This is a genomic window from Rhodospirillaceae bacterium, assembly GCA_016722635.1.
GTDB lineage: Bacteria > Pseudomonadota > Alphaproteobacteria > JAEUKQ01 > JAEUKQ01 > JAEUKQ01.
Map to the genome: position 1 here is coordinate 430,282 of JADKIX010000011.1, position 17,257 is coordinate 447,538.

The following is a 17,257-nucleotide window of genomic DNA, read 5'->3' on the forward strand; positions in this document are numbered from 1 at the left end:
ATTCCTTTGTAGTATGATCGTCCAAGTATAGTGAATGATGACTGGTAAAGGATGCGTATCAGAATATCAGATCACAAGTTTCTGGACTACGTGATATTTTCATTTTTTCACGGATCATTTTTGTTGGGCCATAACTATTGATGCAAGCGTTGACAAATCGCCGTTTGTGTCCTTGTTAGATTTTTGGAATATGGTTCGTTAACCAGCCGCGATCGAAGTTCGAAAAATGAAGGGAAAAATTTGCTATATGTCTTGTGTTTTACTAAAAACCAACCATATCACATAAAGAAAGACAGCATCCTCATCCAGCTGATTTTAGCAGAGATGGTAGGGTGAACGCATCACAGCTGTGGGCTTAATCAACGGACGCAGCAGGAAAGAGGGCATCATGAATATCGATAAATATACGCAAAAATCCCAAGGTTTTTTGCAAGAGGCGCAGTTGTTGGCGCAACGCCAATCCAATCAGCGGCTTACTGCTGAACATTTGTTACAGATTTTACTCGAAGATAAAGATAAATTAGCGGATGGCCTTATCCGTTCTATAGGCGCTGATCCGCAATTGATCCTTGACCAGGTTAAATTGGCGATTAGCAAAATGCCAAAAGTGGAAGGCAGTGGGGCTGGCCAGGTCCATCTGGATCAGGAAATGGCAAAAATCCTTGAAACAGCTGAAAAACTGGCTGATAAAGCTGGGGACAGTTTTGTTACGGCTGAACGCTTATTGCTGGCAGTTGCTATGGCAACCAATACTCCAGCTGCTGACGCCTTGAATAAACAGGGTGCTACACCCCAAAAACTAAACCAAGCCATTAATAATATTCGCAAAGGCCGCCAAGCGCATACGGCTTCAGCAGAGAACAATTATGAGGCGTTGAAAAAATATGGTCGTGACCTGACGGCAGCAGCCAGGGAAGGAAAATTAGACCCGGTTATTGGGCGAGATGAGGAAATTAGGCGGGCCATCCAAGTGCTATCGCGCCGTACCAAAAATAACCCGGTATTAATTGGTGAGCCTGGGGTAGGTAAAACCGCTATTGTGGAAGGCTTGGCACTCCGTATTGTCAATGGTGATATCCCAGAGGGATTAAAAGACAAAAAATTGATTTCCCTGGATTTAGGCGCTTTGATTGCTGGTGCTAAGTTCCGCGGTGAATTTGAAGAAAGGTTGAAAGCGGTTCTACAGGAAATATCGGCGGCTGAAGGGCAAATTATTTTATTTATTGATGAATTACACACCCTCGTGGGTGCGGGCAAAGCGGAGGGCGCCATGGATGCGTCCAATATGTTAAAGCCTGCCTTAGCCAGAGGGGAGTTGCATTGCGTTGGCGCTACCACTTTAAATGAATACAGGAAACATATTGAAAAGGACGCTGCATTGGCGCGGCGTTTTCAGCCAGTTTTTGTGGCTGAACCGACTGTTAATGATACCATTTCTATCTTGCGCGGATTAAAGGAAAAATATGAACTTCATCACGGGATCCGTATCACCGATGGTGCCTTAGTGGCCGCTGCCACCTTATCCAACCGTTATATCACGGACCGGTTTTTACCCGATAAGGCGATTGATTTGGTTGATGAGGCGGGCAGCCGCTTAAGAATGGCTGTGGATTCAAAGCCGGAGCAGATTGATGAAGTTGACCGGCGGGTGATGCAATTAAAAATTGAACGAGAAGCCCTGAAAAAGGAAACGGATCCTGTTTCCCGTGAGCGGTTGCAAAAACTGATGGATGAGCTTTCTAAACTCGAATCCCAATCAGCCGAATTAACGGGCAAATGGCAGAAAGAAAAAGCTAAGTTAGCCTCGGCTAATAAACTAAAAGAACAGTTGGAGCAAGCTAGGTCCGAATTGGAGCAAGCGCAACGCCGAGGGGATTTGGCCAGGGCGGGTGAATTAACTTACGGTGTTATCCCGGATTTAACTAGTAAGGTTGAAAAAACCGAAGCAGCTGGCCAGCACCATATGCTTAATGAGGTGGTAACGGATAAAGAAATAGCCGCGGTTGTCGCACGCTGGACAGGTATTCCTGTTGAAAAAATGCTTGAAGGAGAAAAATCTAAGCTGATCCACATTGAGGATAAATTACGTCAGCGGGTAGTTGGCCAGGAGGAAGCGATCCAAGCTATCGCAAGTGCAATCCGTCGTTCGCGGGCGGGATTGCAAGACCCTAACCGTCCGATCGGTTCATTCTTATTTTTAGGCCCTACAGGGGTCGGAAAAACCGAATTATCAAAGGCTGTTGCAGCTTTCTTATTTGACGATGAAGCTGCCATGCTGCGGATTGACATGTCAGAATATATGGAAAAACATTCGGTTTCACGCTTAATTGGTGCCCCGCCTGGTTATGTTGGGTATGAGGAGGGTGGTGCTTTAACCGAAGCGGTGCGGCGGCGGCCTTACCGGGTGATTTTATTTGATGAGATGGAGAAAGCCCATCCTGACGTTTTTAATATTTTGTTGCAGGTTTTAGATGATGGGCGTTTAACCGATGGCCAGGGGCGTACAGTCGATTTTCGCAATACCCTAATTATTATGACATCGAATTTGGGCAGCGAAATTTTGGCAGCCCAATCTCAAGAGGATGAAACGCCTAAAATGCGCGATCAAGTGATGGCGATTGTTAGGCGGGCTTTTCGACCGGAATTCCTCAACCGGTTGGATGACATTATTTTATTCCATCGTTTGGGGCGCGAAAGCATGGCAAATATTGTTGATATCCAACTTGAGCGGTTGCGCCAACTTCTGGTGGACAAGCAGATCCAATTGAACCTTGATAAAAAAGCTAAAGCTTGGCTGGCGGAAGCAGGGTACGATCCTGTATATGGCGCCCGTCCCCTTAAAAGAGTTATCCAGCGTCATTTGCAGAACAAATTGGCTGAAGCGGTCATTGCCGGAGAAATTCAGGAAGGGCAGATTGTGAATGTTACGGCTGATGATCAAGGGCTGGTTTTGCAGGCCATGCGACAAGAAAAAAGAAAAATTAAGCAGCAACCTTAATAGGTTAGAGGATAAATCACAACGTTGATAGGGCAGGCCTATTGCTGGTCGCCGGAATTTTCGATTTCGGCAACAGGGGTGGGTGATTGCCATTGGCTTTGTTTTTGCTCAATTTCTTTCACCCGCGCCAGGAATTCTTGCAACGCTTGGCCGGACAATTTTTCTTGCTGGTCAAATTTGAGCTTCGAAGAGTTAATTTGGCTGCCATTTTGCAAAACCTCAAAATGTAAATGGGGGCCTGTGGCTAATCCTGTGCTTCAGACATAACCAATGATTTGCCCCTGTTTAACCAACTGACCGACTTTCAATTTATGGGCAAAGCGGCTTAAATAGGCATAGGCTGTTGAAAAAATAGCGGTGCACTTCCATGACACTTATGGGCAAGCGCTTGCCAACATTATAGTCGCATTACAGATGGGGGTTACGGTAGTTGACAGCTCGGTTGCAGGGCTCGGCGGCTGTCCGTATGCTGTTGGGGCAAGTGGGAATGTGGCGACTGAGGATGTGGTATATGGATTAAATAGGATGGGGATCCAAACAGGAATTAACCTTGATTGGCTGGTATCTGTGGGGCAATGGATCAGCAAAATTTGTAAGCGGCCTAATTCATCAAAAGCGGGTGTTGCGATCGCATCGAAACAATTAAAGAAAGATTAATGCTTTTTCTGTAGTATCTTGAAGAAATCTACCATTTAAAAGAATCTATAAATTGTTATAGAAAATAGTTGACAATCAGTGGCGTAGTTTATAAAGTCCCTGAGCTGTTTAAAATAGCCGGATGATCGATTGGCTGCTTTAAACGAAGTTTTAGCCGGTTTGGCGTGTTGTATGACAAGTGAGTAGAGGAGAGAGAGAAGGGATAGGAGGGAGGTGGAGTGAGTGGGGGGATAGGGGTATCTTTTAACTCTTTGAAGATAGAAATGAGCGCTAGCGTTTAGGCATGTTGAGGGTGAGAGCCTTTGATATGTTTGGACGAGAGACGTTTGAGGAAGGTTTGAATTAAATTGGGCTCTGATTTGCAGTTTAGGCTGTGGATCGAGTAAGTTAAACTGAGAGTTTGATCCTGGCTCAGAACGAACGCTGGCGGCACGCTTAACACATGCAAGTCGAACGGATGGTAGCAATATCATTAGTGGCGAACGGGTGAGTACAAAGTAGGAACCTGCCCTTGGGTAGGGGATAACTATGGGAAACTATAGCTAATACCCTATAAGCCCTTTGGGGGAAAGATTAATTGCCGAAGGAAGGGCCTACGTCGGATTAGGTAGTTGGTAGGGTAAAAGCCTACCAAGCCTGAGATCCGTAGCTGGTCTGAGAGGACGATCAGCCACACTGGGACTGAGACACGGCCCAGACTCCTACGGGTGGCAGCAGTGAGGAATCTTGGACAATGGGGGCAACCCTGATCCAGCGATGCCGCGTGAGTGATGAAGGCCTTCGGGTTGTAAAGCTCTTTTGCACGCGACGATGATGACGGTAGCGTGAGAATAAGCCCCGGCTAACTCTGTGCCAGCAGCCGCGGTAATACAGAGGGGGCTAGCGTTGTTCGGAATGACTGGGCGTAAAGGGCGCGTAGGTGGCTCTACAAGTCAGATGTGAAAGGCCTAGGCTTAACCTGGGGATGGCATTTGAGACTGTAAAGCTAGAGTCCGGGAGAGGATAGCGGAATTCCTAGTGTAGAGGTGAAATTCGTAGATATTAGGAAGAACACCGGTGGCGAAGGCGGCTATCTGGAATTCAACTGACGCTGAGGCGCGAAAGCGTGGGGAGCAAACAGGATTAGATACCTGGTAGTCCACGCCGTAAACGATGAGTGCTAGACGTTGGAAGGTTTACCTTTCAGTGTCGCAGCTAACGCATGAAGCACTCCGCCTGGGGAGTACGGTCGCAAGATTAAAACTCAAAGGAATTGACGGGACCGCACAAGCGGTGGAGTATGTGGTTTAATTCGACGCAACGCGAAGAACCTTACCAGCTCTTGACATGGGAAGTATGGGTCACAGAAATGAGATCCTTCAGTTCGGCTGGCTTCCACACAGGTGCTGCATGGCTGTCGTCAGCTCGTGTCGTGAGATGTTGGTGTTAAGTCCCGCAACGAGCGCAACCCCCATGTTCAGTTGCCATCAGGTTAAGCTGGGCACTTTGAACAAACTGCCGGTGATAAGCCGGAGGAAGGCGGGGATGACGTCAAGTCCTCATGGCCCTTACGGGCTGGGCTACACACGTACTACAATGGTGGTGACAGAGGGACGCAATAGGGCAACCTGGAGCAAATCCTCAAAAGCCATCTCAGTTCAGATTGTTCTCTGCAACTCGAGAGCATGAAGTTGGAATCGCTAGTAATCGCTAATCAGCAGGTAGCGGTGAATACGTTCCCGGGCCTTGTACACACCGCCCGTCACACCATGGGAGTTGGTTCTACCTGAAGCTGGTGTTGCTAACCGCAAGGAGGCAGCCAACCACGGTAGGGTCAGTGACTGGGGTGAAGTCGTAACAAGGTAGCCGTAGGGGAACCTGCGGCTGGATCACCTCCTTTCTAAGGATGTTAACCAGCAATGGTTAACCCAACCTTACATAATATACTACTAATTCATACCCTATCTTCAACCCCACACCCAACCCACCTCCCTCCCATCCCTTCTCCTCCTTTACTCATTTATCATCTTTAGAGATTCTTATTTGTGAAGCGATACCATTTGGTTGGTATCGCTTTTTTTGTTTATTAGGTTAATTATACATTTGAGTAAATTCAAAAAATTAATTGACTAATTTAAAGGACGAAATTCTAATAAAAGCCCATGTGGATGAGCGTCAGAAAAATAGTTTTTTTGATTTTTATTATAATGCCAAGCGCCGTAACAGCTTCACGGTATAGAGGAACCTGCTCAATAAAGGATTTTGTGGCAAAAATAAGCGTGCTCGAAGATGCCGTAAATAAAAATAGGTTCTTAATTACTGAGTCAGAAGAAATTTCTCGTAGACTAGAAGTTATCCAAACAGTAGCAAATCCGCGCGACTTGCAAATAGCATGCACAATCTATGATCAGGTTATTGAAGATTATCATCTATTACACCCGTCTTCCGAAATAAAATGTTATAACTTAGCTCGGTGAAAGAAACTATTATGAAAAATATATTATGTTATGGCGATTCAAATTTGCGGGGATGCATTCCAGCAAGTTTTGATGAAAAAACATCCCTCCATTCGAGATATGCGCGCGATCAACGCTGGCCCGGTATTTTGCAAAGAAAGCTTGGCAAGCAATATCATATTATTGAAGAAGGATTGGCTGGTCGAACGACTAATCTTGATGAGCTTATTCCTAATAAACCCCCAAGAAACGGTTGGAAGGATTTACCGTTGTTTTTAGAGTCTCATTATCCCCTTGAGATTGTTATCTTAAGCTTAGGAACAAATGATATCAGGGCACGATTTAATCGCACGCCTGAGCAAATTACGCAAGCAATGAGCCAACTGATTGAATTAGTTAAAAATTCCAACAAAGGTCCATCAGGCCAAGCCCCGAAATTTTATTGATAGCGCCGCCGATCATCAGACAACCTGAAATTTTTTTCTGCTTCATTTCAACTTGAATTTCACTAGAAGCCATCAAAAATTCAGAAAAATTACCTATTTTTTACCAAAAATTATCGCAAAAACAAGAAATTGGGTTTTTAGACGCTTCCAAGATTGTCACTTCTAGTAAATTGGATGGGGTGCATTGGGAAGCTTCGCAACATCAAATATTGGCCGAAGCTATTCTCACGAAAATAAAAATGATGAGCGAGAAGTAAGTTCCAAATTTTGTTTTTTGTGGTATAAATATATGCTAAAAGTATTTGAAAGGAAACATTATGTTTAAAAATACGCTTTTATTGTAGCTTTATTATCAAGCTTTGCATTAACAAATATTTCTTATGCGGATTGCACAGATGAGGAGATAGACGCAAAAGCTCGATTTATTATCGACAAGACCATAATGGGTCAAATATCATCAAGTGACATGGACGACATTGTTAATCAGGCCGATGAAGCGGCTTTGCTGGCTTATGCGGGCAAATTGAACGAAGCTTGCCAGAAGTATGATGATATCATCGTAAGATACAACTTAAACAAATAAACTACTTAATAGCGGCTCACCCAATTTAATTATATAAAAATGAAGATCATGCAGGAAAACAGTTTTAGTTTAAACTTTGTCACTTATTATTTTAGAAGCACTTTACCCAGTTATTAGAGGTAAGGATTAGAGGATGCCTAAGCAATTCTGAGCACCTCTTAAACTTTTAAAATTTCTCTGATTAAACTGGTGAGACGCTCGTTTGACATCGCTCGACTATTATAGATTTGATGAATGAAAGATATCGTGCATCCTCTAGGATTTACTCATCGAAACAACGAATCATTTTAATTCGATGCAAACAGGCAATTGCAACGAACTGCCTGTTTTTATGTTTAACATGAATGTTAAAAAAGAAAAACCGCTTAAATCTTAGTTGTTAAAATTTATTTTTCAAAGAAATTTTTTGGATGGGAATGCAAATATCCGTCAGAAGTTCTGGTTCTGGGGTGGACATAGGGGTGTTTAAATAAATTTCCAAACATGGTCTTTTATCATCGGGCATGTAGCCACTTGTTGGTACCCAAGTTCCCATCATTTCTTGAAAGATTTCCCCAATTTGTTTATAAGAACCTTGATGGCGAGTAATCGCCCATAACCCAGCGGGGAATTTAATGATTTGGACAAGTTTTTCCTTTTTTAAATTTGTATCTTTTGGCATGGAAATAGCTGCATCAAAACGTAATTGATGGGCTGGAACCACGGTTGGGTCATCCCATGAAAAACCATACATATTTGGCATGGGGTGCAGTAGTCCGTTTGAGCCTGCCCAGGCAAATAATTGCTTATAGGTATCGCCAACTTCGTGATAGGGTCCAATATGGCGAATATAGGCAATGGGGTGTTCTTTGATTTCTTCGATTCGTACTTTCATGGTGGTCTCTCCGATAATAGGTTGTAATTCTAGTTTTAATGGGGAAAATTCAACCGGACAGCATAGGAAGCATGGGTTTGAAAATCTGCCATTGCTTTTCCTATGGTTACTTTGATGGGTTAAAGTAAAATGCTTTTTGAAAGCCCGACTGAATGATTCAACATTCTCATAACCAACTTCAAAAGTAGCTTCGGTTACATCCAGTTTTTGCTGCATAAGCATGTAATAAGCATATTCCAAACGGATGCGCCGGGTTAGGTCGGCAACCGTTTCTCCTGTCAATCCCCGAAAAATCCGATGAAAATGAAAAGGTGAAAAACAGGCAATCTTGGCCAGCGTTTCCAAAGAAACGGATTGATCAAGATGCTGGCAAATATATTCTAAAGAACGCTGGATGCGATCAATATATATTTGCGTTGTACCAGTTTTTATTCTCATGATTTCCCGTGTTTTTCGACCAGTAGGTTGAACTATTTCTCCTTGGTGTGGCAGATGATAGCTAGTTTTTTATCAAGCTGCTTGACTAAACTTGCTATTTTTGTTGATCAGTTAGTTTCTTTATTCTTAATGATCAAAAGTTCAACTGGGGAAGTGTTTCTTTCTTCTTTTCTTGATAGACTTGAAAGAAAATGTGATTATTGGTCGATTAGTAACGGCAGGAATAAGATCAGAAACATTTTAAAGGGCAAATAAACTATTTATCCATCTATTATATAAGGGTTTTTTATTCCTAATAATCATAATAAAATATTATTAGAAACTTATTGACAGGGGGTATCTTCAGCTTATAACCGTAACCCGTTGCCAGTGTTTATGGTAATGATATTTGGCCGCTTTACGAAGCAGCCGATGTTATATGACAGGTGAGAGAGGAAGGAATGTTAGGGGTTAGCTGTAACTATTGCTGTGGGACGTGAGTCTTGTGGTGATGGGGATGGTTAGCCAGGCTGGCTGAGGGGAGTTGGTATAACTTAGTTGGCGAAGTTTGTGTTGATGGAGTGGCCTTAAGGGTTGCGGATTGATGTGGGCGAAGGTGACAGACCGGAATACGTGAAGTATAGAAAAGAAGGTTAACCTTGGCTATTGCTGGATTGAGCTTAAGTTTAGACTTAAGAGGAATTTTGGCGATGGCTGAGAGTTTACGAAGAAGAAAGAAATGAGTTGAGGGATTAAGTGTGACTGTTTTGAATTGAGCGGGGAGTGATCTCTGTGCGAGGAGAAGCGGTTGCGATCAAGCGCGAATAAGAGCATTTGGTGGATGCCTTGGCACTAAGAGGCGAAGAAGGACGTGATACGCTGCGATAAGCTACGGGGAGGTGCGAATGACCAGTGATCCGTGGATGTCCGAATGGGGGAACCCAACCCTTAGGGGTTATCACAAACTGAATACATAGGTTTGTGAAGCGAACCCGGTGAACTGAAACATCTCAGTAACTGGAGGAAAAGAAATCAACCGAGACTCCGCGAGTAGTGGCGAGCGAAAGCGGAAGAGGCCAGTGGTTATAATGTAAGAACCGGAAATGTCTGGAAAGGCAAGCGAGAAAGGGTGATAGCCCCGTACGGGTGAAAGCAATATAATCCTTGAGTAAGGCCGGGACACGTGAAATCCTGTTTGAACATGGGGGCCCACCCTCCAAGGCTAAATACTCTTAGTGACCGATAGTGAACAAGTACCGTGAGGGAAAGGTGAAAAGCACCCCGATGAGGGGAATGAAATAGACCTGAAACCGAATGCTTACAAGCAGTAGGAGCCATCATGACCTTCGGGTTGTGTGTGGTGACTGCGTACCTTTTGTATAATGGGTCAGCGAGTTAGTCTCACGAGCGAGCTTAAGCCGATAGGTGTAGGCGTAGCGAAAGCGAGTCTGAATAGGGCGATAGTTCGTGGGATTAGACCCGAAACCAAGTGATCTAGCCATGGGCAGGTTGAAGGATGGGTAACACTATCTGGAGGACCGAACCCACGTCTGTTGAAAAGACGGGGATGACCTGTGGTTAGGGGTGAAAGGCTAATCAAACTTGGAAATAGCTGGTTCTCCGCGATATCTATTTAGGTAGAGCGTTGATGGATTACCACTGGGGGTAGAGCACTGGATGGGCTAGGGGAGCGCGAGCTTTACCAAACCTAACCAAACTCCGAATACCGGTGAGTAGAAGTCAATAGGCAGACCATGGGTGCTAAGGTCCGTGGTCGTGAGGGGAAGAGCCCAGACCGCCATCTAAGGTCCCTAAATCATGGCTAAGTTGGAAAGGATGTGGGAAGACCAAGACAATCAGGAAGTTGGCTTAGAAGCAGCCATCTTTTAAAGAAAGCGTAATAGCTCACTGATCTAGAAAGTCGTCCTGCGCCGAAAATGTATCGGGATTAAGCCATGTACCGAAGCTGCGGGTTTGTGAAACACGGGAGTGTCCACAAGCGGTAGCGGAGCGTTCCGTAGGCCTGTGAAGGTGTTCCGTGAGGAATGCTGGAGGTATCGGAAGTGAGAATGCTGACACGAGTAGCGATAAAAGTGTGAGAAACACTTTCGCCGTAAGTCAAGGGTTCCTGCGCAAGGTTAATCCGCGCAGGGTGAGCCGGTCCCTAAGGTGAGGCCGACAGGCGTAATCGATGGGAACCTGGTTAATATTCCAGGGCCTGCTAGAAGTGACGGATGCTGTAAATTGTTCTTGCCGGATGGAAGTGGTGAGGGCTGTGAAGGTGTCCCAGGAAATAACTCTAGCGTATAGACCGTACCCCAAACCGACACAGGTGGACTGGTAGAGTATACCAAGGCGCTTGAGAGAATGATGTTGAAGGAACTCGGCAAATTGCCCTTGTAACTTCGGAAGAAGAGGGCCCATTTGTGGGGAACCATGAATAGGGGGCACATAATTGGGGGTAGCGACTGTTTAACAAAAACACAGGACTCTGCGAAGCCGGAAGGCGACGTATAGGGTCTGACGCCTGCCCGGTGCCGGAAGGTTAAGAGGAGGAGTGCAAGCTCTGAATTGAAGCCCCGGTAAACGGCGGCCGTAACTATAACGGTCCTAAGGTAGCGAAATTCCTTGTCGGGTAAGTTCCGACCTGCACGAATGGCGTAACGACTTCCCCACTGTCTCCAACATCAACTCAGCGAAACTGGATTCTTCGTGAAGATACGGAGTACCCGCGGCTAGACGGAAAGACCCCATGCACCTTTACTATAGCTTTGCAGTGGTATTAGGGAAGAGATGTGTAGGATAGGCGGGAGCCGATGAAGCGCTGGCGCTAGCTAGTGTGGAGGCGCCCTTGAAATACCGCCCTTTTGTTCTCTGATATCTAACCGAGCCTCAAAAACGGGGGCCGGGACCCTGCATGGTGGGTAGTTTGACTGGGGCGGTCGCCTCCCAAAAGGTAACGGAGGCGCGCGATGGTGGGGCTCAGGTTGGTCCGGAAATCAACCGCTGAGTGCAATGGCACAAGCCCGCCTGACTGCGAGACTGACAAGTCGAGCAGAGACGAAAGTCGGCCATAGTGATCCGGTGACTCTGTGTGGAAGGGTCATCGCTCAACGAATAAAAGGTACTCCGGGGATAACAGGCTGATCTCCCCAAGAGTCCATATCGACGGGGAGGTTTGGCACCTCGATGTCGGCTCATCACATCCTGGGGCTGGAGCAGGTCCCAAGGGTATGGCTGTTCGCCATTTAAAGTGGTACGTGAGCTGGGTTCAGAACGTCGTGAGACAGTTCGGTCCCTATCTACCGTGGGTGTTTGGAGAATTGAGAGGATCTGTCCCTAGTACGAGAGGACTGGGATGGACGTACCTCTGGTGTATCGGTTGTCGCGCCAGCGGCATCGCCGAGTAGCTAAGTACGGACGGGATAACTGCTGAACGCATCTAAGCGGGAAACCCACCTCGAAATAAGTTCTCCTATGAAGGCCGTGGTAGACCACCACGTTAATAGGCCGGAAGTGGAAGTGCCGTAAGGCATGTAGCTAACCGGTACTAATCGCCTCATTGGCTTATCGCATCTTTGCTGATCCGCGCACAGAGATCAAACTCTGTTGGATCAAAGAAAAACAGTTACACGGATACCCCAACTTCTTATCTGTTCTATAACTTCACGCATGATGTGTTGACGAAACCTGGTGGTTATAGCGAGGAGCCTACACCCGATCCCATCCCGAACTCGGCCGTGAACATCCTCCGCGCCCATGGTACTGTGTCTTAAGGCACGGGAGAGTCGGTCACTGCCAGGTCCCGTCAACACATCATATCCTCCCTCACCTCCATATAATCCCCACAACACCCCAACACACATACCCTAACGCGGGGTGGAGCAGCCCGGTAGCTCGTCAGGCTCATAACCTGAAGGCCGCAGGTTCAAATCCTGCCCCCGCAACCATCTAAAATATCCCCATTTTATACATAATCCTCAAGCAACCATCTTCAGTCGTTGCTACTAGGAACAGGGTTTCTTATTGGTAAAAGCCTGGATTTCAGAAACTTACTTTAATTTTAATCAATCTACTTAATTACCGCATAACAATAATTTGAATGAATGATATTCTAAGAGGAGGTTGAATTGCTACGAGCAAATAGCCTTGGTTGATATAAATGACAAATAAAGCCATTGATGAGGAAGTAAGGGCTGTATAAAAATTAAATTTGATAAAGATGATATATTACCAAATTGAGCTAGTAATAGCCCAGAAAGGGCATAGCTGCTAATACAGCAGCAAAAAAATCCCTATGGTTTTTCCTACATCATTAACAGGAATGAATTCTAATCTTTTTGTTCTTAACCATACAGTAAAACCGTTACGTGCTGCCATAAACAATGAAAATAAAATGATAAATGAATATACTGAGGTGACTAATCCTATTAAGAGAGCACTGATAACCAAAATAAGTCCACTAAAGACTGCAAGCAGATTTAAACTTGTTTTTTTTAAAATTAATGGCAAGGTCCACAGACAGACCAGGCTAACAATTGCAGCAACTGATAAAGTAATAGCAACATAATCTTTTTCTACATTAAAAATATCTACAATGAGAGCGGGCATAGTTGCTAAATACAACCCTTCTACAATATTAAGGCATATTGTTAAAAGAATTATACATTTTAATGCGCGACTCTTATAAATAATACTAAATCCTTGTAATAAATTGCGTAGTTGAGCCTTTGGTTTATTTTGCAACTGATTTGTGGAATCTTCATTATTATTGGGAAAGAATTTTCTAAGTAAAAAGGAATTAAGAAAGAAAATACTTGTACATATAACAATAATTAGTTCGAAAGATATTCTCGATATCAAAATTGTTCCTATAGCTGGCCCTAAGATTGAAGAGAGTTGAATAATAATTTGAGCTCTTGCTTGCAAAATTGGAACTTGGTTTGCATGTGTTTTTTTAGTTGCTATTAATCGCTCTAGCGCCAGCCATGAGTGTGCACTGACAAGAGCTAAAACCAGCCACCGTTACCATTACTAAGTAATTATCAGAAACAAAAATATGCTAAAATGACAACACTGCTCTAATATATTCAACAAAAATTAATTGATATTTTAAGCTATAGCGATCGATCAGAAAACCCAGAAATGGAAGAAAAATAACTCTCGGAGTCCATTCAATAAAAAAGCTAACCCAGAAAGAGTAATATTTTGTTTTAATATAAATAATTAAAGGTACAAGATAAAATATAACTTGTTCACATAACAAAGATAAAAAGCGAATTGTTAAGAACGGGCTTAGTTCATCTCTTTTTAACCAAGTCATTTTTAGCTTTCTTATAGAGTTAGAATTTGAGTTAATGCTAAATAAAAGGTCTTTAGAATTTCATTTTATGGCTAACAATGTTTTTCGTAAAAATAATGGTGTATTACCAGTTTTTCCTTTGATTAAATCAAAAATGACAGTAAATATTCTTCTTTTAGACCGTTTCTTGCCAATCAAATCTTATTTTCTTAGTAGCTTGCTCCGCAAGTTGTGCAGCTTCTTGAACTGAATTTGCTGAAGTAATAATATGAGCCACTCTATCCCTATTAGAAACCATTACTAATATAATTAATTATCTCTAAGGTTCGGTATATTTTACTTCGAACCTAGGGCAGTGATTTGACTTCTTCAAGACCTTGAATGTCTATTAGTTTGCCTTTATTAGAGTTCGGTATAAAAACCATAGCGGCTCCTTTGTTATGCTTTTTACTAAAGGTCTTTTCTTTCCAAGTAGAGCCAAAATATTTGCTTCTATCATATCAGCGCCATAAGCTAATTTAATAAGTTCTGGGATGCGGTCTCCGGCAATTCGAGGATTAATTTCCACAATACGTGGGCCATTACGATCGGCACGAACTTTACATGAGCTGCACCCCACGTTAATCCTATCTTTTTCAAAGCCTTAATAACTATCTTAGAAATCTGATCAGCCAGATCCACGGAAATATCTGCCGGAAAATCATGCCCTATTTCCACAAAATATGGGGGTGGTCCAAGATGTTTTTTAGTTATTCCGATGATCAAACTATCCATGATTTCTACAGAAAATTCCGGTCCATCAATATATTCTTCAATCAAAATAGAGGGTTCTAAAGTTATATGCATATAAGAGCCAAGCCCAAAAATTAAATCCGCTTGCTCCTTAACCTCCCCAGCATTCTTACATAAACGCACAAAAGCGCTTCCTGTTAAGCTGGTGGGTTTAACAACAACCGGATAATGATCTCATCGGAAGCTTTTAACCGCTTCATTTGTTGAAGTCACTGTTCTATTTTTTGGGTTCACGTCAGAAAATTCATTAAGGATTTTGCGCATAGAGCTTTCGTCCGACAAACGGCCACGGATTCCGGTTTGGCCCTGGAAGGCCTAGCTTCTTAGCTGCTTGTGCTGCTACCAGTGTGAATATTCATAAACTGATCCAACTGCATATAAATCAAAGTTCTTTAGGTCGCTACAACAATCAATCACTTCTTGAAACTAGAAGTATTACAAGTGATTATTCTTGGCGTCTAATTCTTTTATAAGCTTCCTGAATAACCGTAGGTAGGTTTTGTGAGTCAATAACAAAATAATTGGTTTTATATCTAAATTATTAAGAATTTTCACCGCTGCTTCGCCTGCTCCAGTTCTAGGAGATCCCACTAAGACCGCAATTTTCTGTTTAGAGTTGTTAACCATTTTATCTTTCCCTTCACACCTGAACAATAGGTCCCTTTTATTATAATAGTTCTGGATTGATATCATCAAACCCTTTATAGAATTGGGTCGGCTTACATAAACCTTCAAATTTGTTGTTCCATTCTCCGATTCCAATAAACTCTAACTTAAGATTGTTCGCTACCTTTGCATCCCATACACCGTCACCAATGGAAATGATCCGCCCAAATTGGGTATCACCAAATTTTTTTTTGGACCGTTCTATCGCATTCAAAACAATCTCTTCACGCGTTAAATATTCACTGGCAGATGATAAAAGTGTTTGATTGATTTTTTATTTAGAAAATTGAGTTTCAGAGGCAATTAAACGCATGGCGCCAGTGGCAAATGCAAAGGCAAATTTTTCTTGCTTGCTATTAACCATGTCTAAAAATTCGTTCGCCCCGGTAATTGGGCTAACTTTATAATTTGGTAAATTATTAACGTAAAATTGATGCAACAAAACATCAAACTTTTTTACTTCTACAGGTAAAGCTTGTCTATTGAAATTCTGCAAAAATAATTCATGCAAAATCCACAGTCCAAGGTGATGTTTATAAGAACCCCAATTTTTATTTATATAAGAAAATTAAAATTCTCTAAAGCTTCTTAACAAAGCATTTTGATGAGCATTAACTGTATCTAGGAGAGTTCCATCGATATCCAAAAATAATTAATGTTTTCACTGAATCTTTCTTTTCATACGTATAAAGTGCGGAAGCCTACAAGAATATAATAGGCAGATAAACAAATAATTAATCCAACCAGACCCTTCAAAGCCCAACCCTTAAGTTTAGGTATCTGTATGGGGCCACTTGAAGAAGCAACAAGGATGATTGTCACTAATAAAATTATTCTAAAACGTTAGAGTAATTTCTTTAATAAAAAATTATACTAACAACAATAGGACAGTAGAAAATAAGTAATCCTTGGAAAGAAGCCGCTATTTAGTTAAACCAAACACATTTATAATTGGCTAACCTTATAGCATCCGACATAATTCAATAAACCTAGCCGGTATAAATATTCATAAGGGCCAACCGCACCAGCCGCCAATAACTAAAGTTGGTCCTATTCCACTATGGATAAGATCAGCTAAAGAATCAAGTTGGCCGCCCATGGCAGATGATTGTGATGTAAGATTTTCTGTCGTTCTAGCAATAATCCCGTCAAATATATCACATAGGACAGTCATAATAATGCTGTGAAGGCCTAACAGTGTCGCATAACCCTATTATTGACAGAAGATAAATACCCGTTAGGCCTAAACATAGACCCACTAATATGCAGAGGTTTCCTAAATCTTTTATGCGTTTAAGGATGACTTAATTATCTAATACACTCTTCAATTATTTTTCATCGAATTTACTACTTAAGATTTTCATCAGGGTCCTGCTAGCAATTCTGAGCCACATTGTTTCGAAGTCTGTTAAAGATTTTCCTGAACAATCTTTAACTAATATTTTATGATCAATTAATAGCTTTTCTGTCATTTCCATTTTGCAGTGCCTAATGAATTGGCCAAAACTGACAGAAAATATAGTTTGTAATTCGGTTGGAAAAACCCTTAGTTCCGGAATTACCTGTAGATGTTGGTGTAATAAAACTCAGTATTATTTCTAAAGAAAGTTAAACAGCTGGCTTTATATTCTTTCTGATAACTTGACAAATTCCGTATAAATTTTTCTCCAAACCCAATAATGTCTCCATATAGGAAGTTTGTTTCATGCATAAGTGCCAGAAAACCTAGATTAGAGGTTAATAAATAACCCAACTGAATTCCCTCCCAATCCCATGTTTTACTTAAGCTCTTCACAATAACTAGATTATTAAACGATGTAACATATTTAGTTAAACTTTGCTGCTCGGGGTTGACATGAAGTCTACAAAAGATTCATCAATAATAAAGGATAATATCGTGATCTCTTAGTGCCCTCCTAGGTGTAAATAAGTTACGATTTAGGTATAGAATTACTCCGTAGGATTATTAGGGAAACAATAATTAAGGGTTCAGGTTTTCTACTAAGGCTTTATTTACAAAACTTTCCATATCAAGCTCAAAATTTCTCTCAGAAGAAGCGGGAAATCTGATTAACTGACCAGTAGCT

At 42.5% G+C, this 17,257-nt stretch carries 12 protein-coding genes, 1 tRNA gene and 3 rRNA genes; 8 read left to right on the forward strand and 8 right to left on the reverse strand.

Going from position 1 to position 17,257, the window contains the following annotated elements:
* Nucleotides 1–388: 388 nt before the first annotated feature.
* Complete coding sequence (gene clpB / locus IPP67_09505; GenBank protein ID MBL0339374.1) at nucleotides 389–2,998, forward strand: ATP-dependent chaperone ClpB; 2,610 nt, start codon at nucleotides 389–391, stop codon at nucleotides 2,996–2,998.
* Nucleotides 2,999–3,036: 38 nt separating this feature from the next.
* On the opposite strand, the gene IPP67_09510 is transcribed toward clpB, so the two are convergent.
* Nucleotides 3,037–3,213: a hypothetical protein gene (locus IPP67_09510; GenBank protein MBL0339375.1), complete on the reverse strand. Its 177-nt coding sequence runs from the start codon at nucleotides 3,211–3,213 to the stop codon at nucleotides 3,037–3,039.
* A 136-nt stretch (nucleotides 3,214–3,349) separates the two neighbouring features.
* On the opposite strand from IPP67_09510, the gene IPP67_09515 reads away from it, so the two are divergent.
* The 4 genes from IPP67_09515 (at nucleotide 3,350) to IPP67_09530 (ending at nucleotide 7,119) form a co-directional block, all read left to right on the forward strand.
* On the forward strand, nucleotides 3,350–3,655 hold the full coding sequence (locus IPP67_09515) for a hydroxymethylglutaryl-CoA lyase (GenBank protein MBL0339376.1): 306 nt from the start codon (nucleotides 3,350–3,352) through the stop codon (nucleotides 3,653–3,655).
* Between the two features lie 388 nt (nucleotides 3,656–4,043).
* Nucleotides 4,044–5,534 (forward strand): 16S ribosomal RNA (locus IPP67_09520).
* A gap of 588 nt (nucleotides 5,535–6,122) precedes the next feature.
* Nucleotides 6,123–6,536 carry a hypothetical protein gene (locus IPP67_09525; GenBank protein MBL0339377.1) on the forward strand — a complete coding sequence of 138 codons (414 nt, stop codon included), beginning with the start codon at nucleotides 6,123–6,125 and terminating at the stop codon, nucleotides 6,534–6,536.
* Nucleotides 6,537–6,978: 442 nt separating this feature from the next.
* Nucleotides 6,979–7,119 carry a hypothetical protein gene (locus IPP67_09530; protein ID MBL0339378.1) on the forward strand — a complete coding sequence of 47 codons (141 nt, stop codon included), beginning with the start codon at nucleotides 6,979–6,981 and terminating at the stop codon, nucleotides 7,117–7,119.
* Nucleotides 7,120–7,498: 379 nt separating this feature from the next.
* On the opposite strand, the gene IPP67_09535 is transcribed toward IPP67_09530, so the two are convergent.
* Nucleotides 7,499–8,431: an AraC family transcriptional regulator gene (locus IPP67_09535; protein MBL0339379.1), complete on the reverse strand. Its 933-nt coding sequence runs from the start codon at nucleotides 8,429–8,431 to the stop codon at nucleotides 7,499–7,501.
* Nucleotides 8,432–9,221: 790 nt separating this feature from the next.
* Here IPP67_09535 and IPP67_09540 point away from each other — a divergent pair.
* The 3 genes from IPP67_09540 (at nucleotide 9,222) to IPP67_09550 (ending at nucleotide 12,360) form a co-directional block, all read left to right on the forward strand.
* Nucleotides 9,222–11,985 (forward strand): 23S ribosomal RNA (locus tag IPP67_09540).
* Between the two features lie 114 nt (nucleotides 11,986–12,099).
* Nucleotides 12,100–12,214 (forward strand): 5S ribosomal RNA (rrf, locus tag IPP67_09545).
* A gap of 69 nt (nucleotides 12,215–12,283) precedes the next feature.
* Nucleotides 12,284–12,360, forward strand: a tRNA-Met gene (locus IPP67_09550).
* Between the two features lie 322 nt (nucleotides 12,361–12,682).
* Here IPP67_09550 and IPP67_09555 read toward each other — a convergent pair.
* The 6 genes from IPP67_09555 to IPP67_09580 form a co-directional block, all read right to left on the reverse strand.
* Nucleotides 12,683–13,339 (reverse strand): MFS transporter, encoded by a 657-nt coding sequence (locus IPP67_09555; protein ID MBL0339380.1) that lies wholly within the window; start codon nucleotides 13,337–13,339, stop codon nucleotides 12,683–12,685.
* A gap of 548 nt (nucleotides 13,340–13,887) precedes the next feature.
* Nucleotides 13,888–13,989: a hypothetical protein gene (locus IPP67_09560; GenBank protein MBL0339381.1), complete on the reverse strand. Its 102-nt coding sequence runs from the start codon at nucleotides 13,987–13,989 to the stop codon at nucleotides 13,888–13,890.
* 236 nt (nucleotides 13,990–14,225) lie between these two features.
* Nucleotides 14,226–14,627: an ATP-grasp domain-containing protein gene (locus IPP67_09565; GenBank protein ID MBL0339382.1), complete on the reverse strand. Its 402-nt coding sequence runs from the start codon at nucleotides 14,625–14,627 to the stop codon at nucleotides 14,226–14,228.
* Between the two features lie 544 nt (nucleotides 14,628–15,171).
* Nucleotides 15,172–15,384 (reverse strand): hypothetical protein, encoded by a 213-nt coding sequence (locus IPP67_09570; GenBank protein MBL0339383.1) that lies wholly within the window; start codon nucleotides 15,382–15,384, stop codon nucleotides 15,172–15,174.
* 60 nt (nucleotides 15,385–15,444) lie between these two features.
* On the reverse strand, nucleotides 15,445–15,681 hold the full coding sequence (locus tag IPP67_09575; GenBank protein ID MBL0339384.1) for a hypothetical protein: 237 nt from the start codon (nucleotides 15,679–15,681) through the stop codon (nucleotides 15,445–15,447).
* A 495-nt stretch (nucleotides 15,682–16,176) separates the two neighbouring features.
* Complete coding sequence (locus IPP67_09580) at nucleotides 16,177–16,344, reverse strand: CDP-alcohol phosphatidyltransferase family protein (GenBank protein MBL0339385.1); 168 nt, start codon at nucleotides 16,342–16,344, stop codon at nucleotides 16,177–16,179.
* Nucleotides 16,345–17,257 lie beyond the last annotated feature (913 nt).